A 24,353-nucleotide genomic window follows, 5' to 3' on the forward strand; every position below is an offset into this window, starting at 1 on the left:
TCCTGCCTGTTGCGTCGCGCCCGGAAACGAGTATCGCGGTACTTCGCTTCCGGAGTTTTATTTCGACCGATTTGTGGTGCCGAAAGGGTAAATAAATTCCTGTGAGATCAACCGTCCTGGCTGGCGAGAAACTCGGCATCAAGGAGGACGACGAGGGCACTTGACTCGTCAGCTTCACGCACTGCGATCTCGGATATTTCGACCTGGAGCAGAAATCCTTGCAACCCACCGACAACCCGTTCGGCACGAGGTCGTCACCCATGTCTCCGGGCTGGACAACCAAGTCGATGGCGGAGACGGAGGGATTCGAGATAGCGTCCGCCACCATCCACTGACATCCGCTTAGCCTTGTTTTTCAAGTGCTTTTCATGCCATCGCAGTCTGTACACGTCCGAAGGTTTCCGGTACGTTCCACGCACGATTTGTGCGTAGCATTGTTCAGCGAAAGGTTCCCTATGGGACGCGTTGCTAACAAGCTTTCCGTCAATTTCACTAAAAAGAACGACTTGGAACCCGGTCTCTACGGTGACGGCAACGGGCTCTATTTGCAAGTCAGCAAGTCGCTGACCAAGGCGTGGGTGTTCCGGTTTATGATAGCCGGCTTCGCTCGCAAGATGGGGCTCGGCGATTATGACCGTGTATCACTGGCAGATGCCCGCAAAAAGGCCGCCGCGGCGCATCTGCTGGTGGTTGATGGCATCGACCCCATTGCAGACCGGGACGCCAGAAAGGCCGCCCAGGCGGCTGAGAAGGCCAAAGCACTCACGTTCAAGGAATGTGCCGAAGGGTACATAGCGGCACACAGGTCGGGCTGGAAGAACGCGAAACATGCGGCCCAGTGGACATCCACGCTCGAGACCTACGCCTATCCCGTTATAGGGAACCTTCCGGTTCAGATGGTCGAGACGGCGCACATCACGAAGGTCCTGCAGCCGATCTGGACCGAAAAGACGGAGACCGCCAATCGGGTCCGTGGTCGGATCGAGAAGGTACTCGACCGCGCTAAGGTTCTGGAACTTAGGACCGGCGAAAATCCCGCCCGATGGCGCGGCCACCTCGATCAGGTATTGCCTGCCAAGTCGCAGGTCGCGCCCGTCGAACATCACCCGGCGCTGCCTTATGCCGAGATCCCCGACTTCATGGCGAAGCTTCGGGCGCGCGACAGCGTCAGCGCCAAGGCCCTGGAATTCACGATCCTGACGGCGGCGCGCACGGGCGACACGATCGGCGGCAGGGTGGGCGAGATCGACAGGGCAGCGAAGCTCTGGACCGTCCCCAAGGAGCGGCTGAAGGGAAAGAGGGGAACCCGGAAGCGGGATCATGTCGTCCCACTCTCAAAGCAGGCCATGGCCGTTCTGGAGGCCACACCACGCGAGGGAGCGTTTCTTTTCCCAGGGGGCGAAGAGGGCGCCGGGCTGTCCAACGCAGCGATGTCCGAATTGCTGAAGGGGATGGGGTACAAGCCCGACTATGCCACCGTCCACGGCTTTCGATCGTCCTTCCGGGATTGGTGCGGCGACATGACCAGCTATCCGAATGAGATGGCGGAGATCGCGTTGTCGCATACGGTCAGCGACAAGGTTGAGGCGGCCTACAGGCGCTCCAATATGCTCGAGCGGCGACGGCGGCTCATGCAGGACTGGGCGAACTACTGCGCATCAGCGGGCCGCGCCAAGACTGGAAATGTCGTTCCGATGCGAGGCGTTCAATGAAGGAAGATTGGCGATTTCGCGCGGCGGTCATGTCGATCAATCAGAAAACGGACGCGAGCGGGCGCGGGAAGGCACGCCGAGTGGTGATCGATATGCTCCGATCACCGAACTACCGGCTGACCGGTGACGATCAGGCGGTTCTGGCTGATTTCCTCGAGCAATCGTGGGAATCCAGAGGGCCGGGAAGGCCGGCCAAGCGGCAACTTTCCGAGGCAGATAAGATCGTCTCGGAGATTCTGGCGCTGCAGGCGAAGGAGCGTCTCAAGCTCAAGGACGCGATCAAATTCTATAAGGTCATTTTGATGTTTCGGCTGGGCGACAAGGGCGAGCCCGGCGCAAAAAACTACATGCCCGCCTCGGCGCGAGCTGACGAGCTTCTCCAGAAACACCAGGTCAGGATTCAGCAAGAATTGAACCGGTCAAAAGCCAGCAAGAAACCGTCGCGATTGTTGTCGGTGTAACTCATTCGGAAATCGGTGAACGTCCCCGCATCGCGTCGGATTGGCCGGCGCAAATGCTGAGGGATTTGCAGCAATGTCGCAGTTCTGGCGCCTTCCCAAGGTGCAGCAAGAGACGGGACTTAGCCGCAGCTCGATCTACGAGCTCATGGCGGCCAAGCAGTTTCCGAAGAGCTTTCCACTCACGGAGCGATGCGTCGCGTGGGTATCGGCCGAGGTCGAGCAGTGGAAGGCTGATCGCCTCAGGGCGGCCGGTAAAGTCTTGGAGGCCGCGTAAATGGCCCTCAACAACCAAGAGCGGCTCGTAGCCTCAATTCAGAAATCGGGCCGTGAACAATTCCGAATCCTGCTGAGGGACTTTCACGGGGTCACCAAGACGGAAATTCGCGTTTACGAGCGCCACCGCGATCATGACTGGGAGCCGACACCGCGCCACATCGTCGTTGGGCGCGACTATCTCCTCGCGCTGGTTCAGGGCCTGCTAGATGCCGCCGCACTTCTGAAATCGGAGGCTGCCTGATTCATGGCCGACACAGAAAAGGGCCGCCGAGAGGGCGACCCGATTCCGAATGATGGTGTCTGGCGAGACACTTCGGAATCTAAAGCACCTCTGCTCAAACTTCAAGCCTCCCGCCTGACGCGCCGTTGTGCGCTCAGCTTCGCAATGGCGTCGATCGTTGCTCCTCTATTGCACGGGGATGCAGCATGAAGGGCGGCAGGAAATCCCGAGATAAAGGCAACCGCGCCGAGAGGGCGATTGTCAAATTTCTTCAGCAGCGCGGGTTCGCTGCGGAGCGCGTGCCGCTCTCCGGATCTGCAGGCGGATCATATTGCGGTGACCTGACGGTGCCGGTGGTCGGCATCGATCGAGTGGTCGAGGTTAAGTGTCGCGCGGATGGGTTCAGGGAGCTCTATCGATGGCTGATCGAGCGGGACATCCTGATTGTCAGGGCGGATCGCAGCGAGCCGCTAGTCGTCCTACCGCTCAAGCTGGCTGCCGAGATAGCATCGGCGGCCGACAAGAATAAGTTGCGGATTGAACGCGTCATCATCCGGCCTGACGGTGACGCGGCATGAACCATCATCATCGACTTATGGTCTCTGATCCCGCCATCCGGAAGCAGCTTCAGCTTGCCGGTCTGCGCTTCATGTACAGCCGCTCTATGTGGCTTGCCAGCGAGGCGCGAGTAATCGGCGTCCAGCTCAAGAATGACCGGATCACGTCGACACAGGCTGACGCTCGGCTGGAAGAAATGGGCGCACTCGACTTGGTGTATCCGGAACTGATGCGAGGTGGCGAATGAATGTCATCGCCGCAGTTGAGCAAGAAGATTCCAAACGTGACCGCCTGCGCACCCTACGGGTGCCACACAAGGACGCTTTAAAGGTCGAGCCGATGGAGCGGATTTGGCTGGATGAGGCAAATGGCGCCAAAGCCTATCTCGTGAAAGGCGTCTTAGGATGGGGCGAGACTTCAGCCTGGATTGCGCCACCCGGCGGAATGAAGTCAGCACTGCTGGCGTCGGCTGCAGTGAGTATAGCTCTTGCTCGCCCTTGGTTCGGCCGCAAGACATCAGATTCGCCGGTTGGCGTCGTATACTTCGCTCTGGAGCGCGCCGATCTCGTCAAACGCCGGCTCATTGCCCATCGTCAGAAGCTCGGCCTACCGGAGAGCGAGCCAATTCCGATCGTGGTCATCGGTGGCATGCTGGATATGATGAACCCCGCTACGGTTCCAATCGTCGTGGAGGCGGTTCGGCGCGCCGAACAGTATTTTATGCTTCTGCCGGGCTGCAATTGCGCTGGGCTGCTCATCTTCGACACACTCGCCAAGATGATTGCCGCGGGCGGCGGAGATGAGAATAGCGCGAAAGACCAGGGCAAGGTGTTCGCCAACCTGCAGCGGATCAAAGACGAACTGTGCGGCGTCCACATCGCCTTGATCGGTCACACCGGCAAAGACGAAACTCGCGGGGCACGCGGCTCTAATGCTCTGTACGGCGACGTTGACATGCTGGTGACTATCGGCGGTGATACGGTCAAGACCGCCACCGTTTCCAAGGCAAACGATGCCCCCGAGGGACCGCTCTTTTCGTTCGGCTCGGAGATCCATCAATTCGGCGCCGACGAGGATGGGGAACCGGTCACGGTCAACATCGTCAACAGTGATGAAGTTACCAAGGCCCCGCCACAGAGCCGCAAGGCAAGCGAACCCAAGCTCTCCACCAATCAGCGCGTCATGCTCCGCCTGCTGGCCGATGCTGGCCCATCAGGATTGAGCACAGAGGCCTGGACCGAGCTTGCCAAGGAGCAGGGCATCACCGTGAAGCAGAGACAGTATGACGTCCGGATGTCTCTGAAGGACAAAGCCCTAGTGAGAGAATATGCCGGCGTTTGGAGGGTGAGTGAGTAACGGGTCGGGTAACGTCCGGTCACCCCTTATAGGGGGGTGAACCGTTACGTTACTTCCGTTACCGGTAACGCCCGTGACCAACCGTACCGTGACCGTTACCAAACGTTACCACGCGGAAAGGAAATAGGACGCCCCACCCATATCGCGCCCGCGACACTGCTTGGCCGTTGTAGCGCTATCGATATAACGTCCGACTGGCGCTCGGCGGATGCTCCGTCCGCCATTTTTGTAAAATATATTCGTAACTTCAGGGCTATCGGACGCCACTGGACGGCTACTCGCAAGGCTACGCACAAACCAGCTCTTGCGCGCGACAGATTTTCGCACTAGATTCTCTGCATCGGCACTGCCGATGTGCCCATGGCGGTCGATGACCGAGCGGGCTTTCCCGGATGTACGGAAAGCTACGCACCCATGGGCGACAAACCCGCCAACCACCGCTGCCAGGTCTGCCGCCATCCTGAACGATGGCGTATTGAGCTGTTGCGTGCTGGCGGGGCCTCCCTCGATAGCCTGGCCGAGAAGTTCAGCGTCGATCGTGATGCGATCTGGCGCCACTGGTCCAAGCACGTCTCGGCGGAAACGAAGGCAACCTACCTGTGTGGCCCGGCTCAACTGGCCGAGCTGGCAGAGAAGGCGGCAAGCGAGGGCGACTCCGTCCTCGACTATCTCCGGATGGTCCGCACGGTGCTGTCTGGCCAGCTTGCGAGCATGAACGAAGCAGGCGACGGACGAGGCGCCGCGCTTATCGCCGGTCGCCTAGTCTCCACGCTCGAAACCATCGCCCGCGTCACCGGCGAGCTGGGCTCGATGGCCCATAGCGTCAACATCACGAACAACATCGCCGTCCTGGCCGAACATCCCGCCTTCCTACGGATGCAGGCCACCATGCTCAAAGCCCTTGCGCCGTTCCCTGATGCGCGTGCGTCCGTCGTGGCAGCACTGCGCAACCTGGACGAGGAGGACTCACCAGCGGGGCTGCCAGGGCCGTCCACGAGTCGGGTAATCGACCATGTCGCCGCCTAGCCTCGCCTCACGACTGGCGGACTCGCTGGCCGATGGCGGCTGGCGTGCGAAGGCGCGTCCGTCGCAGTTGCCTCCGCCGGGTGACTGGCTCGGCTGGCTCCTGATGTCGGGCAGGGGGTTCGGGAAAACATTCACCGGCTCCGGCTGGGTGAACGAGCTGGTTGAGACTGCCGCTGCTGGCCGAATTGCGCTGGTGGCGCCCACGGCTGCCGACGCGCGGGACACAATGGTCGAAGGTCAAAGCGGCCTGCTGCGGATGGCGCCCCCGTGGAATAGACCGCAATACGAGCCCTCCAAACGCCGGCTGACTTGGCCGAATGGCGCCATCGCGACCACCTTCTCCAGCGAGGAGGCTGACCGCCTTCGTGGTCCTGAGCACGATGCCGCGTGGGCCGATGAGCTGGCCGCCTGGAACGACCCGCAGGCTACGTGGGACATGTTGATGTTCGGGCTTCGGCTCGGCAAGCATCCGCGCTGGCTCGCCACAACGACGCCGCGGCCGATCAAGCTGTTGAAGGAGATCCTGGCCCGTGAGGGTCGTGACGTCGTGGTAACGCGCGGCTCGACTTTCGAGAACGAGGCAAATCTGGCGCCAACCTTCCTCGCCGCGGTGCGTCAGCGCTACGAGGGCACGCGGCTCGGCCGTCAGGAATTGAATGCCGAGATCCTGGACGATGTCGCGGGCGCCTTGTGGACCCGTGACATGCTCGAGCGCGCGCGGTTCACGGGCACCGTTCCCGGCCTGAGGCGGGTTGTCGTCGCAATCGACCCATCCGGCACCAGCGGCCAGCAGGACGGGGGAGACGCCATTGGCATCGTGGTGGCCGGCCTCGGTGTTGATGGCCTTGGCTATATCCTCGCGGATCGCACGATCAAAGCATCGCCTGCGATATGGGGCGCCAGGGCCGTTGCTGCCTACCGTGAGTTTAAGGCTGATCGCATCGTTGCCGAACGAAACTTCGGCGGCGCAATGGTGCAGCACGTCATCCGCACTGTCGATCCGAACGTGCCCTATCGCGAAGTCACGGCGAGCAGGGGCAAAATCCAGCGCGCCGAGCCGATCGCGGCCTTGTACGAGCAGAGCAGGGTTCGTCACGCCGGCAATTTCACTGAGCTTGAGGATCAACTCGCGGCGATGACTGGCGAAGGCTACGGCGGCGACGGCTCGCCAGATCGTGCCGACGCTCTCGTGTGGGCTCTCACTGAGCTGATGACCATGCCGGTCGCTGCCAGGATCACCTTCGGTACGTATGGCTCCGAGCCGCACGATCATTACGGCTTGCAGCCGAGACAGGGCCTTTTCCCGGAAGGCGAGAAACCCAAACCCGGCCACTACGTCGGCTGGAACTGAAAGGACACACGGTGAGCACCAACGTCAAAGGTCGTCGAACAATCCGTAAATCGTCACTCACGAGTCAGAACAGCCGGCATGTCGGCTTCTGGGAGCTTGAGGCCAAAGCGGGCTCGACGCTTGCCCGACTTGAGAAAGCTTATCTGGGAGCGCTCGACACCGTCGATGCAGTCGAAGCACGCAAGGCTGCATCGGCCTCGTCCGGCAAGTTCACGAGCGAAGGATTGAAGGCTGATGTGCTGTCATTCGCCGCGACGCATGCTCCGTCCTTGAAGCGCAGCCGGCAGCAAATAGCAGTGGCCAAGCGCGAGCTTGATGATCTGCGCGGCCGGGTCTCGCTCGATCAGCAGACCGACAAGGCCGATGCGGTTGGCTACCTGCGCAGGCTGGAGATCCGCGGCTTCCTGGCTGGCATGAACGACGAAAAGCGCAACCAGTATCTCTCGAAGAACCGGGACAACCTGCCCACCGAGTGGGTGCAGGCGATCACGGAGATGCCGGCGATCGTCTCCGGCATCCTGGACAACGATCACAAGTATTTTGTGGATCGCGAGCTGCAACGCCTGCATGGCGACACCATCAAGGAAGTTGAGGATCTGCAGCGAGGCATTGAGGTCGCGGAGCGTGCGATCGAGATGGCGCGCGAGGAGATCATTCGCGAGGCAGAGGCCACAGCAGTTCAGTTCAATCAGGCGGCGGCACCCCATGAAGCGAAGGTCGGCGTCGCCTGGCTCCGCAAGGACGGCAACCGCACTGTCGTAGTTGACCTCGACCGGAAGGTAAGCCGGCAGCCGACGCCGGAGGAAATGGAGACTGGCGTCTTCTTCGCCAGCTACGACGACTATGCAGCGAGCAACGGAATTCAAACAGAAAGGACCGCGGCGTGATTGCGCTTTCTAAACCCGACAAGGCGATGATCCGCGCTGCGGCCGGTGACCGCGACACGGCTGGCGTTCAGAATCTCGAGGCGAAAGTCGTCGCTCTTCTGACGAAGCAGGTTGGCAATGGCACGCTTTCGCACGTCACCAAGAACAACATGCGCGCGGCGATCACTCAGGTTACCGGTGCGAGAAAATGAGCGCGGCAATCATGGTTCGGCTGCGCGACAGCATCCACCTGATGGTAGATGCTGCATCGTACTTTTCAGACGGCGTTATCGTCGATTTTATCGACAAGTGCGAGGTGTTGCCCGATCGTTCTGGCAGGACGGCCGGCGGCCGATCTGTAAGGTCCGGTTGCTAAAGTTGAATTTCAGATTGGGCTCAGTTTACTCATCGCGCCGCCGCTTTCTTGCCGCCCCGCGTTCGCTATGCCCAACTCTGTTCATAGACCTTAGTAGTTACAAAACTGTCATCTGTTCGCGGTCCGTTTCAGATTTTGCTGCGGAACAGTATCCAATTTGGCTATACCGCCTTCATGGCGCCGGGCAAGTCGTCAGTCAGCATCTGCTTCAGTTGTTCGGCCTGTTCCTTGGTCAGCCTCTCGGCGAATGGGCCGTTTTTCTTTGGCTGCGCTGGCCCCTTGAGTTCTCGATCATAAACCATCCAGTCATCGCTACTTCCTCTCCGAATGAGAAACCTGTTTTGTTGGAGCGCTGTGTAATGCAACGATACCTCCCAAAATGGTGGTCCACCGGTCTCAAAAACACACACCCGATGACCGTTTATTCCCGAACCGGGACATTGAAATTCCCTGCAGCCAATCAACAGCACAATTCATGCCGCGTCCCTAAGCCGGGTGACGCTTGGTCGGCATGGCGTACCATTTCTCTAAGCCGAGAAGCTGACGCCGGCCTGACGAATGTTCATGCGTCCGCCGCGTCCCAAGTGGAGATCAGTTCGTGCTTGCGATGATGAGGGGGGGTGTTGACTACGGGCGTCGAGCAAAACGCCGAATCTTGAACGCGACGAATCCTACTTAGAGGCGTCTAAATTCTCGGCGTTACAAGGAAGTTCGTATTGGCGCGCCTTCTCTAGCAATGCCATCGCGAACGGGCCCCGGCGGAAGAAGCGCTGCCTGCCGTCGTGCTTCCTGGGCGCACTCGTTGGCCACTTCCTGTTCTCTGGTCATGATTTCGTTTCCAGCTCCTTGCGAACCGTCGCCGCGGAGTCGCCTACCTTTTCGATCGCCATTCGCAGCTCGTCCGTTGAGACGCCGAGTTCGTGCGTCCAGCATTTAACTTGTTGGGGGTCGCGGAGATTGATCTTCGCCCTATCGAATTGCACTTTTTGAGTCAGGCGGCTCACTTCGGTCTTCTCCCAAAGAAGATAATAATTGCGGACGTAGTTGTAGGTTCCTAGCAACAAGATTGTTTTGAAAGCCCCTTGGACAGGTCGCACCGGCGCCGCCGCAGGAAGGCGCAGGCACGGGGCCCATCCTGCAGGGGCTCGCTCATCGCAGTAACCCAAACAATTCCTTGATCTCGCTCAATCGCAGCTTGGTGCCGGCCGGCATGTGCTGCAACAACATATGCCGAGTGCCGACCGCGATCCGGTCGCGTTGGGATGTCATCCTGTTCTGAATGATAGGCCTTCATGTCCGCCGCAAACTGGCGAGCGGTTGCCGGCGGGATCTCAATCGGTTTTCGCTTGATGGACGATCGGATGGTCCCGATGAACTCGAAACGTTCGATCGGGAAAAAGTGGCAATTCTTGTGGCCGCGAGCAACCACCCATGTTAACCGTAGAACGTCGGTCACACCCGACAGCATAGGAACAACTGGCCCCCGTTTTGCGGGGCCTTTTTTCTATCAGTTTCGAACAGCGCAACGCCGCCAGGCTTAAAACGCTCGCTGGCGGCGTTGATTTAGCCCCGGGAAGGATGTGCAAAATCCCGACATGTAGGAGTCAGCACAAAGCGTGCCATGGTTCACGTCCCAAACGGATTACTACCTCGGGGGTACGTCCGGGCGTCTTTATGCGAACGGATGATCTGCCGCGGGCGTCACACCGCGACTCATAAATTTCAGCATCTCGATCGCGAAACGCTCTTCAGATAGGCGCCGTTCGATGAAGTGAGTCTCGACGTCGCTAAGTTTGGTGCGCAGCAACCCTTGGTAACGCTCGATGTTTTGCTCGTGCACGCGCAGCATCGCAATCTTTCGCTCTTCCATGTACGCCCCCTATGCTGTCGGAGGTGCTTTCGCGCCGGTACCGTCACCGATTACATGCAAGAAACTAAGCCACGATGACGGTCACTTCGCTGCGACCGTCAAATTCGGAGTATGTTTTCCCGTCAAATGGAGGCGGGCCCCATCAACCTTGTTGTGGGACCTGTAAGGTCGGTCGCCGGGGCCACTTGGCGAGTCCCGCGTCAGTCGAGATTGGTCGACCTATCGCACACCCGAACCGTCGGTATGGCAAGCGAGAACTGCGCAGCGTCGGGAAAAAGTGGCAATTTATTTAGACGCAATTCACTTATGCTGGTTGACGGGGCGCGTGCTTGATTCAATGATCCGCCCGTAGTGCTGGGATTTTGCCCGGTCGCCTTACCGCATTTGCTTTGTTCGTCTGACGAGCCTGGCCCGTCCCGCACCAAACGGGCTGGTAGATGGCCCCAGCAACTGTCGGACCCCTACACAGGCTCCCAAGGTTGCTGGGGCCACTCTATTAGAACAGCCGCCTGGCATCAGATCGGGCACTTATGAAGACGTCGGCAGCGCCGCTCACGCCCCGTGAAAAACAAGTCCTCAGGCGCATGGCTCTGGGGCGGTCCGATGCTGAGATCGCTCGCCAAATTGGCGGGACCGAAGCGCAAGTTGCGACCCAACGCCTTCGCTTGCTCAGAAAGCTAAAGATCTGCTCGCACGCGGAGATCATGGAAGCGGCCATTAATTTGGGACCGTGGCCCCCTCAGATGAGGTGGCCAAATCTCCCTTCGCGAGTGTCCTAATTAGGACCGCACCGACCGCATCACAAATCGTTCCTAGTCAGTCGTCGACTCGGGCGCCGCCGGTCGCTCTCATTATCTCAAAGAATGGCCCCAGCGAGGGGGCACACGCCGAGGCCAAGAGAGGCTGATCATGAAGAGATGCCATTATGTATTTCCGCTCGGAAGCTCGCATTAAAATATGATGGTCAGCCAGCTTGGCCTATTTCGGCTATCTTCATCAGAAACCAGCAACGAGGTGGGAACGCGCCCGTCCATGAGCGATTAAAACGAGATGCGCTATCGAAGGTGGACAGACGAAGAAATCGAACGACTGAAGGTTATGGTCGCTGCGCGAGCGAGTGCTAACCGCATCGCCGTCGCATTGAGACGCCCGGCTCACTCAGTTTATATGCGGGCCCGCAGCCTGGGTTTGCATCTTCCTACCCGCATGGAGGAGCGCAAGCGAACGAGAAACTTGCTCAACTCTAGCATTGGCGGCAAGAACTCACCTTCCGGAGTAGCCCGCTAGCGCCGTACCGATTGCCACTTTTTCCCAATACTGTGAATTGCGCTCCTCCGGAAAGGGGCGCCCCACGAAGCGGCCCCGGTGTGCTTCCCCAAGCCCTGCCGGGGCTGTTTCGATTCAAGCGAACAGGTCTTTGCCGGGCTGCAGCATTCTCACGCAAGTCCCGCTCTCGTGGTACTCGAGCCAACCCTGGCTGATCGCGTGACGCCCGCCGGTGAACCCATCAAGCGCCGAGGCCGGGTCTTCCAAACTGATACCCCCGCCGGGTTTGGGACCGACGGGGGCTTTGGGAAAGATGGTGCGAGGCGAGATCTATCCCGGTGTCGCTCCAAGGACCCGTCTACATGACAGCGTGATGGAGCCAGCTTGCGCAAGGTGATTTGATAGGCAATCGGACCGCGGATTAAGCAGCTCGTGTGGGTTCCTATGGCTCCCGTTGCTGCTCCCTGGACAGATCCTCTAAGAACCGAGCAAGAGCTCGTTTGCCAGCATACTCGGCAGCAGTGGGAGATTGAAACCCACTGGAGCCGAGTCGGACGCCCATTGGCTTGCTTCGTCTTCTCAACTCCCAACGCCATGGGTGCGGGCGCGTGCCCGTGTTGATAATCTCGATGTAGAAGTCTGACTCCATGGGAAATGAAGATAGACCGCGGCGCGCCAGAATAATGACCGCACTGTCCTGCTTAGCCCATTTTTACGTTCTGGACCGCTCTCGCGTGGCTTGGCCTGATTTATGCTCTGAAATGGCCCACAGGGAGGAAGCGCAATGAGGCGGGACCTTTTGGCTATCTGCGGTGGAATTCTTGTCAGTGGCGCTATTGCTTGGACCTTTTGGGGCAATCCGGTGAACGTGCCGCATATGCACGGGCCGCAGACGATGGCGGCGGATCAAGACTTGCGACTCGTCTCCCAGCGAAGTCCGTACATGCGGGACGAGCGTTAAGGCCCCGTCATCACTCTCCAAGCCACCAATTGGAGGGTGCATAGATATTGTTGAGTAGCGATCCCTGGCGCTGTGACTAACGTCCGACAAAGAAAGTCCCAGCGCTATCGGGGGTAGCGCTGGGACTTCCTAACGCCGATGTGTGAATGCACAGCAGGACGAGTGCATTCGCCGTCGTAAATTCGCTTGATCGCAAATCGTTCCAAAGCGGTGGGAATTAAGGCTTTGCCCATCAAATCACACGGTCGCGATTGAGGCAGTTGACGCGGCCCTACTCTTGCGCCTCTGGATGGAGGTCGAGTTTCTCTGTTTGGTGCTGCTCAATCAACCTTACGATGGCATCTAAGGTCTTTTGATCCGTGATCCGCATGCGAAGCAAACGGTAATGCATAATCCGTTCGTCAAGCTCGGTGCATCTCTCGCACATTACGCACTCCCGTCCACGAAGGCGGGAGCGCAACGCGTCTCTCAGTCACCGTTGCCAACTGTGTGCCGGTGATGGCTCTACAACTTACTTTATGTCGATTTGTTTCTAGCCATCTCATGATCGCAAAAGAATGGCCCCAGCGAGATGGGGCGTCGCCGAGGCCAAAAAAGGACCAGTCATGAAGCAACACCATTATGTATTTCCGCTCGAAAGCTCGCATTAAAATATGATGGTCAGCCAGCTTGGCCTATTTCGCTGGTCCGGTGATCCGCTGTTCAAGAGCGGCAATGGTCATTTTGATATTGTTTCGCCGCTCGATCAGCGACCTCGCCAGTATCGGATACTTAGGGTCGGACCGGTCTGAAATACTGACGCGCTCTTCTTCGGCCGCGATGTCGGATTCGATCATTTCAAGGGTGCGGATAAGATCGGCCACTATCTTATTGACTACCGCGACCTCTCGTATTGCATTTGCGCGAGCTGTCTCAAAGCGGGGTTGGATATTCATTTGCGTGCTCCGAATGTCTGAGTTCGGCACACAGAGAATAGCCGGCGCCGAAACTATTCACGCACACGTCGCAAGTTGCATGCCAATGTCGGCCCGTAAGGATACGGTCGTGCCAGTCGTCGCTTGCTTGCGATCCATATCCTCCAAATTGCCTGGATCGTCGTGGTTCTCGGCGGACTGCCGGCTTCGCTGCTAATAGCAAGCATATGCTTGCTGGCTGGCTGTTGCGACGCAGTAGCCATAACTGGCTCGGTACGGGTAGCCATAGCCATAGGGGTAACCATAGCCGTAGCCGTAGTCGTATCCGTACGGGAAGCCATATCCGTAAGGGTAACCGTAGGCGCCGGCCAAGCCGAGGCCTATCCCAAGTCCAAGAGCGGCCGCTCCAAACCCGCTTCCGCGCCAACCGCCACCACGCCAGCCGCCGCCACCAAATCCGCCGTGGAAACCGCCGCCATGAAAGCCGCCGCCGAAGCCTCCGCGCGCAGAAGCAGCAGTCGGTGCCAACGCGCCCACGGCCAGCACCGCGATTAATGTGATCAGGGTTTTCCTAAGCATCGGACTCTCCCATAAAGTCGCCCGATTTGGAAACACCTCACGTCCGCTTTAGTTGCTGACTTACCTTGGCTCGGTGACTCGGTGGGCCGGTTCGTCCTGGACTTTGGCCCGGCACCGGCGGCTGATCATAAGGCCAATTAGGCCGACCGCTACCAGCACGGCTCCCGCGATGATGAGCCAGTGCGGTAATTGCAGCCAACCCATCGCGGTCTTGATCATATCCGCCTACTTCTTCGCCTTTAGCCCGATCTCGACCAGCCGGCGGATGGCTTCGGAGCGTCCAGGATCGTCATCTTGCTGTGAGGCCCACGCCTCGACAGCCGCGATCAATGTCGGTGGCATGCGGGTGCTGACCAGGGGGTCCTTACCCGTCGCCGGCCGGCCTCGTTTTTTAGGTGTGACCTTTTTTGTTGACGATTTCATATTTAGGTCATACCCTAAATCTGCTTGAAAACCAAGCGGCCTGCCGCGCTGCTCGAACAGCGGGACAGGCCTGGCCCAAACTATGAGGTAAGTCATGGCTCAGGTTGATTCTGAGAATAGCATAGCCGTGCCCGCCGCTACGGCGTTCGCTGGCGCTCTCCATTACCGGACTGACATTTCCCCCGAAGATCTTTTCTTGGCGATAGGCCGTCTCCGGCGCGAAGCCAGAGACGAGGTCGACAGACTTCTAAAGTTTTTGGACCTGACAGACGACTACGTCTGCCGAGAGCTCGAGGACGATGGCGACGCCGAGCCATCCCTCGGCCTGCAGGAGGCATTCCCAGGCCAAGGCCGCGGCGGTGGCGGCGACGATCGCGAACCGGATCTTGGAAGCTTTGACCGGATGACCGATCAGCGTCTGTCCAACCGGCAAAACCATCTTGGCGAAGAACGACTCGAAGTCGACGCTGAGCTAGACCAAGCCGACCACGAGCCCAGTCTCGGAAGCCTCGAGAAGCATCCGAGCGCGCTCGGATGGGCGTGGGGCTCGCACCCGATAGGCGACCAAACGAATTGGGCGGGAGGTGGCAGTCGCGACCTCGAAGACGAGTGCGTCACCGGGATCGGTGATTACGACGGCCTGCTCGAGCAGATCGGCACCGAAGACTGCTGGCAGGGAGGCTTGGCATGAAACCGGTAACGCGACGGATAGGTCTACGCATGTTGGCCGGTGCAACGGCCGCCTCAACGCTCACCGGATCGGTCAAGGCCGCAGACGTCCTAGCCGGCGGCTCCGATCCAATCTTCGCAATGCTTGAAGAGCATAGGAGGCTTCAGACCCTTCGCTGCGAACTTTATGATGAGTGGGACCGCGCTGAGTATGAAGCCGGAGATGAGCACGGTCGGCGCCCTGTCGCGCTTATCCATTGGCGTGATTATCACATCGGCGGGTCTGAAATAGAAAACCGGCGTGACCAGCTGCTGCGCGAGGCAGAGATCGATCCGGCAATTATCGAACAGGAGTATCTCGACGCTAGGGCTCGCTGGCAAGCAAAGCTGGCCGCAGGGAAGGCGTGGGATGAGCGCGCCGGGATGGCGGTGAAGTGTGAGAAACTGGACCGGGCAACAGAGGCCGAGGACGAATGTGCGGGACGCCTTTCCCGGATGAAGCCTACAACGGCAGCCGGCGCTGCGGCGTTGATCCAATATGTTATCGACGACGAGATTTGCCCAGAGGTTGAGTGGCATATGGCGGCTCTCAAGACCGCTATTGCCGCGCTCAATAGTATATAGCCCCGAAGATTCTAGGAGCGCCCGCCGGTTCACGCCCGGCGGGCTTTCCTATTTTTGGAGCTGGCAAAGGTGGCACCGGTTAGTGGCGATGGTGTCCCCAACCATAATGGTGGCCACGGCCCCAGCCGTAGTGATGCCCGCGACCGCCGTGATGACCCCATCCATGCCCATGGCCATGACCGCCCCCGACTTGGATGACAGCATTATCGCCGCCGAAAGCATTCGGCGTTGCGGCGGGCAGCGCTGACGCGGTTCCGACAACTGCAAGGCTGCCGAGGGCAGCAAGTCCAATAAGTGCAAATTTGAGCTTCATGATTCCTCCTGTAGGTTTTCTGAACCGTTGCGCACAGTAGGAAAATCAATGTGAACGAGGGATGAGCGAGCGCCGTCGCGGATCGAAATGGGGCCTTGTCCCGGCGGCGCGGGCCGCTAACGCGCAAAAAAACCACGGCCCCAGCACCCCGGGGAGAGCGCTGAGGCCGTCAAGTGTCCCAACTCCATAACGAACTGGCGAACTAACTTCTGGAATTGCCACTTGTTCCCGAAAACTAGCGTCGCTCCCGCACTGAAGGGACATAGGAACGCGTGGCGATGTCGGGCGTAGTTTGTTTTGGCTCCCGGTTTTCAGGTTCCCCAAGCTCCGCCGGGAGTCAGGATGGCGACCCCGGCCCATTAGCCCTGGCTGGGGTCGTCTCATTTTGCAGTGTCTGCACAGATTTGAAGAAAGAGGAGCCGGCAGGCGGGGCAGCGCGCCGGCTCCTCCGAAACGCGACCGTGCAAGTCCCCAATCGGTCCCGTCCCAAGGAAAGCGTGCGCCGGTTAGGTTTCGGATTTCCTAAGAGCATAGGAACGCACTGGCGATGTCCGGCATAGTTTGTTTGCTCCCGGTTGTCAGGTCCCCCGAACCCCACCGGGAGTGAGAATGGCGATCCCGGCGTGCCGCCCACACCGGGGTCGTTCTCATTGTGCAAAAGCGGTCGCATAGGGTCCGCCGGTTCACACGTCGGCGGGTTTTCATTGTGCAGCGATTTGTGCGCAGGGATCGAAAGCTCGTCTAACTTATTGAAATATAAAGGATGATGGCGGAGACGGAGGGATTCGAACCCTCGATAGGCCTTTACAAGCCTATAACGGTTTAGCAAACCGCCGCCTTCAGCCACTCGGCCACGTCTCCAATGGCGCCGATATGCCCGAGAGGGCGCTGAGCCGCAAGCGGCAGATTCAGATTGCGACAAGGTGATTTGGTGGCAGCTGCGCCGACGGCCGCCCTGGAGCCTTTATATGGAGCGCCAATCGTGAGGCGCTGACGCGGCAAATCGCACGAAATTCTAATTATAACAATGAGTTGCGTCGGGATTCGGCCGCGATCCGTCGCAAGCCTGTTGAAAACCGCTCCCGCCGGGTCATTCCACGCTGGCGCCGCGGTGCAGGTCGGCCTCGATCTGCAACCGGGTCCCGCCGCCGAAGCGGGCGCGATAGACCTGCAGGTTCTCCATGATGCGCTGGACGTAGTTCCGCGTCTCCGAGAACGGAATCAGCTCGACCCAGTCGACCGCGTCGACCTTGGGATCGCGCGGGTCGCCATAGCGCTCGATCCACTTCTTCACGCTGCCGCGGCCGGCATTGTAGGCGGCGAAGGTCAGGATGTAGGAGCCGCGATAGTCCTCGAGCAGGCCGCCGAGCTCGGCGGCGCCAAGCGTCGCGTTGTAGACCGGGTCGGTCTTCATCCGGTTGAGGTCGAAGCCGATGCCGGCGCGCTTGCAGACGTAACGTCCGGCGTCGGGCGTCACCTGCATCAGGCCGTAGGCTTGGGCCGGCGACACCACGGCCGGATTGAACGCGCTCTCCTGGCGCGCAATCGCGTAGACGACGCTCTGCTCGACCTCCGGCCCGACCTGGCGGAACGACGGAATGCCGTTGACCGGATAGGCGTAGTGGTCGAACGGCAGTCCGCGGTTGAGCGCGGACTTGCCCATCAGCAGCATGCCGCGCGCGTCGCCGTTGCGTGCGGTCAGCTCGCCGAGGCCGGCCAGCGCTTCCGGATCGCCATTGTCGCCGAGGTCGCCGAAGATCGGGATCGCGAGCTCGCGCGCGTCGATTTCGTACAGCAGCGCCACCGCGCGCACGATCTCCAGCCGATCGGCGCCGCGGCCGCGCGGCGCGCTGTTCAGCTCGATCTGCGGCAGGCCGAGTTTTGCGCGCGCGAGCTGTCCGTAATAACTGGTGGATTGTTCGGCCGCGCGTGCATAGGCGGCACGTGCCTCCTGGCCGCGGCCGGCGGCTTCCGCGGCGCGGCCCTGCCAATAGCCGGCACGCGCCAGCGCAGTCGGGTTGGCGCTGCCGACGCCGATCCGCGCGAAATGCTGCGCGGCGAGGGCGGGATCGTTGAGGAAGCGCAGCGCGATCCAGCCGGCGGTGAATTCCTGCTCGGTCTTGTAGATGTCACGGGCCGGCAGCGCCGCGTCGCGCGCGATCAGATAGGCGGTGCGAAACTCGTTGGTGTCGATCATCTTGCGCGCTAGCAGCCGGCGCTCGATCCACCATTCGTCGACATTGTAGAGGCGGGAGGCCTCCTTCGGCGCACTCAGCATCAGCCGCGCAGCCTCAGCGAATTTCTCCTCTCGGCGAAGCAACTGAATCTTCGCGAACAAATAGCCGGTGTCGCCGGAGAGTTCGTCCGGCACCGCTTCCAGCAGTGCGCGCAGGTTCGAACCCTTGCGGGTCGCAGCGATACGTGCCTTGGCCAGCGCCACGTAACCGGAGCCGAGCCGCTTGGCCTCGCGCATGCCGGCAGCTTCGTTGTCGGTGCCGTAGAGCATGGTGTCCATGCGCGCCTTGTGGTCGCCGGCGGTGAGGAACGAGCCGAACAGATCGAGCGCGGCGGTTTCGGTGTCCTCGCTCATCCCGTCGTTGCGCCAGGCCTCGCGGACCAGGCGCTCGGCATTGCCGCGGTCGCCGCGGCCGATCATCACCTTGGCGAGCGCGAGCCGGCCCTTGGCCGAAACCGGCGATTCATTCTGGAACCAAGCCCAGACCGCGGAATCGTCGCGACGGTCGTCCCACAGCGAGGCCTCGATGCGGCGACGCAGGAAGGTCTGCGAAGGCCAGCTCGGATTGGCGTCGAGGAAACTGCGGTAGCGCTCGACCGAGGCGCCATTGTCCTCGCTGCGCAGGATCAGCCATTCGGCAAGCTTGCGCGCGACCGGATCGGAGATCGAGGCCTCGGCCTCGGTGGCGTCGGAAGGCCTGCGCTTGCGCAGCAGCTCGACGACGTTGGCGACCGCGTCCTTGTCCGACTGCGACGTTGACGATGTCGCGGCCACCGCCGCAGGCACCACCGGCTTGCGCACGACAGGGGCGGCATGCTGGCGGGTCGCGGGAACCAGCGCGGGTGCGGCCACGCTGGCGGGCGCCGGTTTCTTCGGCAGACTTCCCGTCGAAGCTGGCGAGGCGGTCTTGGGCGCGGCGGTCTTGTGCGTGTCGGTCTTTGACCCCGCGCTCTTGGAATCGGTGGTCTTGGGATGAACGGTCTTGGCACCGTCCGTCTTGGCCGCGCCGGACGCAGTTGTCTTCGCGGCGTCGGTCTTTGCGGAGTCGCTCTTGGTTGCGGCTGGCTTTGAAGCAGCCGCCTTGGGAGCGTCGGCCTTGGGAGCAGCCGCCTTGGGAGCGGCAGACTTCGGTGCCGCGGCTTTGGGAGTGGCGGCCTTGGGAGTCGCGGCTTTGGGAGCGGCGTTGTCGGCAGCCGACGGTGTTGCCGGCGCATCCGCGGCGGCCCATGCATCGGATGTGATGACGGCAAGGCCGACAACGAGCGCGAGGCTCGTCGCCAGCGCCGTCGATCGCAAAGTGCCTGCGCGGGCGGAACGGATCACGGAAATCCTCTGCGGCCCCGAATCATCTGGTCGTTCGGGCCATGGGTTTCTTACATGGGTTTCTTATTTGATTGAAAACGTGGACAAAATACTAAGAAGTCTGCCGGTGCGGCTGTTTGCGCCAGCACCACGGCAAAATCGCGGCTGGAACCGGCTGGGAATAGGTACGGTGCGGCCCTTTCGCCTGTCGGCCAGACCCGATATGAATTGCCTTTCGTGGCGTTTCGCATCGACCGGGTGCCGGTCGCACAGACGTGAAGCGCGCCAACAAGAACGGTCCGTCGACCTAGCCTATAGCCTGAAGCGTTTGGAGGAAGTCCATGGCAGCCAAGACAAAATTCCGGGGGTCATTCACTGCCTTGGTGACGCCCTTCAAGAACGGCTCGGTGGACGAGGCGGCGTTCCGCAGCCTCGTGAACTGGCAGATCGCCGAGGGCACGCACGGCCTGGTGCCGGTCGGCACGACAGGCGAGAGCCCGACGCTCAGCCATGACGAGCACAAGCGGGTGGTCGAGTGGTGCATCGAGGAGGCCAAGGGCCGGGTGCCCGTGATCGCCGGCGCCGGTTCGAATTCGACCAAGGAAGCGATCGAACTCGCCAAGCACGCGGAGAAGGCAGGGGCCAATGCGGTGCTGGTCGTGACGCCGTACTACAACAAGCCGACCCAGGAAGGCATGTACCAGCACTTCAAGGCGATCAACGATGCGATCGGCATTCCGATCATCATCTACAACATCCCGCCGCGCTCGGTGATCGACATGTCGGTCGACACCATGAAGCGGCTGTTCGAGCTGAAGAACATCGCCGGCGTCAAGGATGCGACCGCGAGCATGGTGCGGGTCTCGCAGCAGCGCGCCGCGATGGGCGAGGACTTCAACCAGCTGTCCGGCGAGGACGCGACCATCATCGGCTACATGGCGCATGGCGGCCATGGCTGCATCTCGGTGACCTCGAACGTCGCGCCGCGGCTGTGCTCGGAATTCCAGACCGCCTGGCAGAAGGGTGACGTCACCACGGCGCTGAAGATCCATGACAAGCTGATGCCGCTGCACACCAATCTGTTCATCGAGAGCAACCCGGCGCCGGTGAAATACGCGATGTCGCTGCTCGGCAAGCTGGACGAGAAGCTGCGCCTGCCGATGGTGCCGGTCACCGAAGCCACCCGCACTGCCGTCCGCAGCGCCATGGTGCATGCCGGCCTGATCAACTGAGCCGGACCGGACCTGCCGTGAACAATGCCGTGCGCAACGTCGAAGAGAAGGGGATGGGCATGCTGAAGGAATTCCGCGAATTCGCCATGAAGGGCAATGTCGTCGACCTCGCCGTCGCCGTCATCATCGGTGCGGCCTTCGGCGCGATCGTCACCTCGCTGGTCGGCGACATCATCATGCCGATCATCGGCGCGATCACGGGCGGGCTCGATTTCTCCAACTATTTCACCGGACTTTCCAAGGCGGTCAACGCGACCAATCTGGCCGACGCCAAGAAGCAGGGGGCGGTGCTGGCCTGGGGCAACTTCCTGACGCTGACGCTCAACTTCCTGATCGTCGCATTCGTGCTGTTCCTGGTCATTCGCACCATGAGCCAGTTCAAGCGCAAGGATGAGGCCAAGCCCGCCGAGCCGCCGAAGCCGTCCGACGAGGTCGTGCTGCTGACGGAAATCCGCGACCTCCTCAAGAAGGGCTAAAGTGGCCGACAAGAACGAACGTCCGATCAAGGTTGTCGCCGAAAACCGAAAGGCCCGCTTCAACTACGCCATCGAGGATACGATCGAGGCCGGCATCTCGCTGACCGGCACCGAGGTGAAATCGATCCGCAGCGGCAAGAGCACGATCGCGGAATCCTATGCGGATTCCAAGAACGGCGAGATATGGCTGATCAACGCCAATATCCCCGAATATCTGCAGGCCAACCGCTTCAACCACGAGCCGAAGCGGCCGCGCAAGCTGCTGCTGCATCGCAAGCAGATCAACAAGCTGCTCGGCGCTGTCGACCGCGAGGGCATGACGCTCATTCCGCTGAAGCTGTACTTCAACGAGCGCGGCCGTGCCAAACTGCTGCTCGCGATCGCCAAGGGCAAGAAGCTGCACGACAAGCGCGAGTCCGAGAAGAAGCGCGACTGGGGCCGCGAGAAGGGCCGCCTAATGCGGGCGCGAGGATAGAATTCAAGCCGTCATTGCGAGGAGCGAAGCGACGAAGCAATCCATCCATCCACTGCGGCGCTGTGGATTGCTTCGCCAAGTTTATCATCGGGCGCGCGTTGGCGCGACCCGTTGGCTCGCAATGACGACCCACGGAGATTTGGGCGATGAGCCAGAGCAGCCTGACCGATGTCGACTGGAGCAAGATCCCACCGCCCACGGACGACGGCGGCGCGGCGCATCTGACCGGCATGACGATCCCGCCGGTGACCTTGCGCGCCACCAACGACACGTCGGTCACGTTGTCGGCGCTCGAGGGCCGCACCGTGGTGTTCGCCTATCCACGAACCGGCGAGCCCGGCAAGATCGGGCTGGTCGATGATTGGGACATGATCCCCGGCGCCCGCGGCTGTACGCCGCAAACCTGCGCGTTCCGCGACCTGTTCGCCGATCTGAAGGCGGCCGGGGCCGCGCAGGTGTTCGGGCTGTCGACCCAAAGCAATGCGTACCAGACCGAAATGGCGTCGCGCCTGCACCTGCCGTTCCCGGTGCTGTCGGACGAAGCGCTGGAGCTGACGCACACGCTGAGATTGCCGACGATGTCGGTGGCGGGCCTGACGCTGATCAAGCGGCTCGCTTTGGTCGTCGACGATGCGCGCATCGCCCACGTGTTCTATCCGGTGTTCCCGCCCGACCGGAACGCCGGCGACGTGCTGCAGTGGTTGAGGGATAATCCGAAGCTCTAGCCGAGATCCTTCCGCACGGTCGCGAAGACCTTACGGAACATGTCGGTGGTCAGCACGCCCGTGTTCGTGTTGTAGCGCGAGCAGTGATAGCTGTCGTAGAGCTTGAAGGGACCCGCGCTATGCACTGCACCGTGCACAAAGGGGGCCGCGGCCAAGCGGATGCCCAGCGCCCTCAGCGTCGATTCGTGGGCGATTCGCCCGAGCAGCACGATCGCGCGCAGCTTCGGCATCGTGGCGATGGTGGCACTCAGGAATTGCCGGCAGGTGTTGATCTCGGCCGGTAGCGGCTTGTTCTGCGGCGGCACGCAACGCACCGCGTTGCTGATCCGGCTGTCGACCAGCTTGAGGCCGTCGTCCGGGCGCGCCTGATAGACGCCGCTGGCGAAGCCATATTCGAGCAGGGTCGCGTAGAGCAGGTCACCGGCATAATCGCCGGTGAAGGGACGGCCGGTGCGGTTGGCGCCCTGCATGCCCGGCGCGAGCCCGACGATCAACAGCCGCGCATTTGGGTCGCCGAAAGACTCCACCGGCGAGTTGAACCAGTCCGGGTGGAGGGCCCGCGCTTGTGCGCGGAAGTCGGCCAGCCTGACACAGAGCTGACAGTTGCTGTCGGGGCGCGTAGGTGCGGCGACGAGGTTACTCGTCGAAATCGTCATCGGCTCCCCGTGGGGCCATGGTGGTGGTCGCGCGCTGCAGGAATTGCGGGGAGTGGTGACGCGGTTCGCGCGGGGCCGGACGTTCGGACGGATCGCGGCCGAGCTTGGATTGCAGCTCGACGAGATCGGTGAAGACGTCGGCCTGGCGGCGCAGCTCGTCGGCGATCATCGGCGGCTGGCTGGCAATGGTGGAGATGACGGTGACGCGGACGCCGCGGCGCTGCACTGCCTCGACCAGGGAACGGAAGTCGCCATCGCCGGAAAACAGGATCATCTGGTCGATGTGTTCGGCAAGTTCCATGGCATCGACCGCGAGCTCGATGTCCATATTGCCCTTCACCTTGCGGCGGCCGCTGGCGTCGATGAATTCCTTGGTGGCCTTGGTGACGACGGTGTAGCCGTTGTAGTCGAGCCAGTCGATCAGCGGACGGATCGACGAGTACTCCTGATCTTCAATGATCGCCGTGTAGTAGAACGCCCGCAACAGCGTGCCTCGACTCTGGAATTCCTTGAGGAGGCGCTTGTAGTCGATGTCGAAGCCCAGCGTCTTTGCGGTTGCGTACAGATTGGCTCCGTCGATGAAGAGCGCGATCTTGTTGGAAACAGGTGACGACATCAAAGTGTTCTCGCGTGGTTGTTAGTGTTTTTAGCGCAGCGGCGAACGACCGCGCGCAATTTCCTGCGTTGCTGCCTAAAGTTCTGTGAATCTTTCCCCACGACAGTCACCACCGCAATTATGGTGAGGCGAGGGCAAAAAGCCTAGACCTTTGACATTGCAATGAAGAGATTTACTTGTCTGGGACAGCAACCTAGCCATGTCGTCAGACGCTCCGGCCCTTCTGGCCCCGGCAGATCGGGTTATCAGAGCCTGTTGGGAAGGCAAATCACAAATTTTACCTTGCGAAACCGGGGCTAGCCCTATAACTAACCCTCATAACCAACATGTTCGGTTCCTTTTACCACGGAGCGCCTCGAGATGGCTCGCGTCACCGTCGAAGATTGCATTGATAAGGTCGACAATCGTTTCGACCTCGTCCTGTTGGCTGCGCATCGCGCCCGGATGATCTCGTCGGGCTCGCAACTCACGGTTGATCGCGACAACGACAAGAATCCGGTGGTCTCGCTGCGAGAGATCGCCGATTCGACGATCTCGCCGGAAGACCTGAAAGAGGAACTCGTGCACTCGCTCCAGAAGTTCGTCGAGGTCGACGAGCCCGAGCCCGACACCGTGCCGCTGATCGGTTCCGCCGGTGCCAGCGTTGATGCCGACGACACCGAGGTCGCAGTCGAACGGATGACCGAGGAAGAGCTGCTGAAGGGCCTCGAAGGCCTGGCGCCCCCGGAGGAGCAGCCCGAGGAAGACGAATAAGCTCCTCGTTTCGGATTGATTTGAAAAAGGCCCGGACATTGCTCCGGGCCTTTGCTTTTGT

Annotated in this window: 28 protein-coding genes and 1 tRNA gene; 19 read left to right on the top strand and 10 right to left on the bottom strand. The window is 60.7% G+C overall.

The annotated features are described in order from the left end of the window. Positions 1-455 precede the first annotated feature (455 nt). The 11 genes from K359_RS0120895 (at position 456) to K359_RS61375 (ending at position 8,038) form a co-directional block, all read left to right on the top strand. Positions 456-1,712 carry a site-specific integrase gene (locus tag K359_RS0120895; protein WP_029081081.1) on the top strand — a complete coding sequence of 419 codons (1,257 nt, stop codon included), beginning with the start codon at positions 456-458 and terminating at the stop codon, positions 1,710-1,712. After that, on the top strand, positions 1,709-2,173 hold the full coding sequence (locus K359_RS0120900; RefSeq protein WP_029081082.1) for a hypothetical protein: 465 nt from the start codon (positions 1,709-1,711) through the stop codon (positions 2,171-2,173). The genes K359_RS0120895 and K359_RS0120900 overlap by 4 nt, the downstream gene beginning before the upstream one ends. A 73-nt stretch (positions 2,174-2,246) precedes the next feature. Then, the gene (locus K359_RS0120905) at positions 2,247-2,447 is read left to right on the top strand and encodes an AlpA family transcriptional regulator (protein ID WP_035976842.1); all 201 of its coding nucleotides are present in this window, start codon (positions 2,247-2,249) and stop codon (positions 2,445-2,447) included. Next, positions 2,448-2,690 carry a hypothetical protein gene (locus K359_RS0120910; RefSeq protein ID WP_029081084.1) on the top strand — a complete coding sequence of 81 codons (243 nt, stop codon included), beginning with the start codon at positions 2,448-2,450 and terminating at the stop codon, positions 2,688-2,690. It begins immediately after the preceding gene. A gap of 185 nt (positions 2,691-2,875) precedes the next feature. Beyond that, a complete protein-coding gene (locus K359_RS52570) occupies positions 2,876-3,247 on the top strand; it encodes a hypothetical protein (protein WP_051346241.1) in 372 nt (123 codons plus the stop codon). After that, positions 3,244-3,474 (top strand): hypothetical protein, encoded by a 231-nt coding sequence (locus K359_RS0120920; protein WP_029081085.1) that lies wholly within the window; start codon positions 3,244-3,246, stop codon positions 3,472-3,474. The genes K359_RS52570 and K359_RS0120920 overlap by 4 nt, the downstream gene beginning before the upstream one ends. Next, on the top strand, positions 3,471-4,583 hold the full coding sequence (locus tag K359_RS52575; RefSeq protein ID WP_051346243.1) for an AAA family ATPase: 1,113 nt from the start codon (positions 3,471-3,473) through the stop codon (positions 4,581-4,583). Before K359_RS0120920 ends, K359_RS52575 begins: the two co-directional genes overlap by 4 nt. Before the next feature lie 360 nt (positions 4,584-4,943). Further along, positions 4,944-5,609 carry a hypothetical protein gene (locus K359_RS0120930; RefSeq protein WP_029081086.1) on the top strand — a complete coding sequence of 222 codons (666 nt, stop codon included), beginning with the start codon at positions 4,944-4,946 and terminating at the stop codon, positions 5,607-5,609. Continuing rightward, positions 5,596-6,960 (top strand): DNA-packaging protein, encoded by a 1,365-nt coding sequence (locus K359_RS52580; RefSeq protein ID WP_084518464.1) that lies wholly within the window; start codon positions 5,596-5,598, stop codon positions 6,958-6,960. Before K359_RS0120930 ends, K359_RS52580 begins: the two co-directional genes overlap by 14 nt. Positions 6,961-6,971: 11 nt before the next feature. Then, a complete protein-coding gene (locus K359_RS0120940; RefSeq protein ID WP_029081087.1) occupies positions 6,972-7,847 on the top strand; it encodes a hypothetical protein in 876 nt (291 codons plus the stop codon). After that, positions 7,844-8,038, top strand: a complete 195-nt coding sequence (locus K359_RS61375) for a hypothetical protein (RefSeq protein ID WP_156928591.1) — start codon at positions 7,844-7,846, stop codon at positions 8,036-8,038. Before K359_RS0120940 ends, K359_RS61375 begins: the two co-directional genes overlap by 4 nt. A gap of 325 nt (positions 8,039-8,363) precedes the next feature. On the opposite strand, the gene K359_RS0120955 is transcribed toward K359_RS61375, so the two are convergent. The 3 genes from K359_RS0120955 to K359_RS61380 form a co-directional block, all read right to left on the bottom strand. Then, positions 8,364-8,567, bottom strand: a complete 204-nt coding sequence (locus tag K359_RS0120955) for a hypothetical protein (RefSeq protein WP_245284678.1) — start codon at positions 8,565-8,567, stop codon at positions 8,364-8,366. 459 nt (positions 8,568-9,026) lie between these two features. Then, complete coding sequence (locus tag K359_RS0120960) at positions 9,027-9,206, bottom strand: DUF3606 domain-containing protein (RefSeq protein ID WP_029081089.1); 180 nt, start codon at positions 9,204-9,206, stop codon at positions 9,027-9,029. 668 nt (positions 9,207-9,874) lie between these two features. Continuing rightward, positions 9,875-10,072: a hypothetical protein gene (locus tag K359_RS61380; RefSeq protein WP_029081090.1), complete on the bottom strand. Its 198-nt coding sequence runs from the start codon at positions 10,070-10,072 to the stop codon at positions 9,875-9,877. Positions 10,073-10,602: 530 nt separating this feature from the next. Between K359_RS61380 and K359_RS66205 the strand changes: the two genes are divergently transcribed. Next, on the top strand, positions 10,603-10,851 hold the full coding sequence (locus K359_RS66205; protein ID WP_029081091.1) for a helix-turn-helix transcriptional regulator: 249 nt from the start codon (positions 10,603-10,605) through the stop codon (positions 10,849-10,851). A 2,122-nt stretch (positions 10,852-12,973) separates the two neighbouring features. On the opposite strand, the gene K359_RS0120990 is transcribed toward K359_RS66205, so the two are convergent. From K359_RS0120990 to K359_RS0121000, 3 genes are all read right to left on the bottom strand, one after another. After that, entirely contained in the window at positions 12,974-13,234 is a 261-nt protein-coding gene (locus K359_RS0120990; RefSeq protein WP_051346244.1) for a hypothetical protein, read from the bottom strand. 192 nt (positions 13,235-13,426) lie between these two features. After that, the gene (locus K359_RS58930) at positions 13,427-13,792 is read right to left on the bottom strand and encodes a hypothetical protein (protein ID WP_084518465.1); all 366 of its coding nucleotides are present in this window, start codon (positions 13,790-13,792) and stop codon (positions 13,427-13,429) included. Positions 13,793-14,017: 225 nt separating this feature from the next. Continuing rightward, positions 14,018-14,311 (bottom strand): hypothetical protein, encoded by a 294-nt coding sequence (locus K359_RS0121000; RefSeq protein WP_051346246.1) that lies wholly within the window; start codon positions 14,309-14,311, stop codon positions 14,018-14,020. Here K359_RS0121000 and K359_RS0121005 point away from each other — a divergent pair. Together K359_RS0121005 and K359_RS0121010 are read left to right on the top strand one after the other, a co-directional pair. Next, positions 14,310-14,906 (top strand): hypothetical protein, encoded by a 597-nt coding sequence (locus K359_RS0121005; protein WP_029081094.1) that lies wholly within the window; start codon positions 14,310-14,312, stop codon positions 14,904-14,906. The two genes, K359_RS0121000 and K359_RS0121005, sit on opposite strands and share 2 nt — an antisense overlap. After that, entirely contained in the window at positions 14,903-15,508 is a 606-nt protein-coding gene (locus K359_RS0121010; protein WP_029081095.1) for a hypothetical protein, read from the top strand. The genes K359_RS0121005 and K359_RS0121010 overlap by 4 nt, the downstream gene beginning before the upstream one ends. Positions 15,509-16,588: 1,080 nt before the next feature. On the opposite strand, the gene K359_RS0121020 is transcribed toward K359_RS0121010, so the two are convergent. Beyond that, positions 16,589-16,682: transfer RNA gene (locus K359_RS0121020), tRNA-Ser, on the bottom strand. 229 nt (positions 16,683-16,911) lie between these two features. After that, positions 16,912-19,377 carry a lytic transglycosylase domain-containing protein gene (locus K359_RS0121025; protein ID WP_371261174.1) on the bottom strand — a complete coding sequence of 822 codons (2,466 nt, stop codon included), beginning with the start codon at positions 19,375-19,377 and terminating at the stop codon, positions 16,912-16,914. Positions 19,378-19,700: 323 nt separating this feature from the next. On the opposite strand from K359_RS0121025, the gene dapA reads away from it, so the two are divergent. The 4 genes from dapA (at position 19,701) to K359_RS0121045 (ending at position 22,267) form a co-directional block, all read left to right on the top strand. After that, on the top strand, positions 19,701-20,591 hold the full coding sequence (gene dapA / locus K359_RS0121030; RefSeq protein ID WP_029081097.1) for a 4-hydroxy-tetrahydrodipicolinate synthase: 891 nt from the start codon (positions 19,701-19,703) through the stop codon (positions 20,589-20,591). A gap of 59 nt (positions 20,592-20,650) precedes the next feature. Next, on the top strand, positions 20,651-21,067 hold the full coding sequence (mscL, locus tag K359_RS0121035; protein ID WP_029081098.1) for a large conductance mechanosensitive channel protein MscL: 417 nt from the start codon (positions 20,651-20,653) through the stop codon (positions 21,065-21,067). A gap of 1 nt (position 21,068) precedes the next feature. Continuing rightward, complete coding sequence (gene smpB / locus K359_RS0121040) at positions 21,069-21,542, top strand: SsrA-binding protein SmpB (RefSeq protein ID WP_029081099.1); 474 nt, start codon at positions 21,069-21,071, stop codon at positions 21,540-21,542. Positions 21,543-21,688: 146 nt separating this feature from the next. Further along, on the top strand, positions 21,689-22,267 hold the full coding sequence (locus tag K359_RS0121045) for a peroxiredoxin (RefSeq protein ID WP_029081100.1): 579 nt from the start codon (positions 21,689-21,691) through the stop codon (positions 22,265-22,267). On the opposite strand, the gene K359_RS0121050 is transcribed toward K359_RS0121045, so the two are convergent. Continuing rightward, positions 22,264-22,923, bottom strand: a complete 660-nt coding sequence (locus K359_RS0121050) for a uracil-DNA glycosylase (protein ID WP_029081101.1) — start codon at positions 22,921-22,923, stop codon at positions 22,264-22,266. The two genes, K359_RS0121045 and K359_RS0121050, sit on opposite strands and share 4 nt — an antisense overlap. Then, a complete protein-coding gene (locus K359_RS0121055; RefSeq protein ID WP_029081102.1) occupies positions 22,904-23,539 on the bottom strand; it encodes an NYN domain-containing protein in 636 nt (211 codons plus the stop codon). Before K359_RS0121055 ends, K359_RS0121050 begins: the two co-directional genes overlap by 20 nt. A gap of 360 nt (positions 23,540-23,899) precedes the next feature. On the opposite strand from K359_RS0121055, the gene rpoZ reads away from it, so the two are divergent. Next, on the top strand, positions 23,900-24,292 hold the full coding sequence (gene rpoZ / locus K359_RS0121060) for a DNA-directed RNA polymerase subunit omega (protein WP_016844003.1): 393 nt from the start codon (positions 23,900-23,902) through the stop codon (positions 24,290-24,292). Positions 24,293-24,353 lie beyond the last annotated feature (61 nt).

The organism is Bradyrhizobium sp. th-b2 (genome assembly GCF_000426785.1).
Taxonomy (GTDB): Bacteria; Pseudomonadota; Alphaproteobacteria; order Rhizobiales; family Xanthobacteraceae; genus Bradyrhizobium; species Bradyrhizobium septentrionale.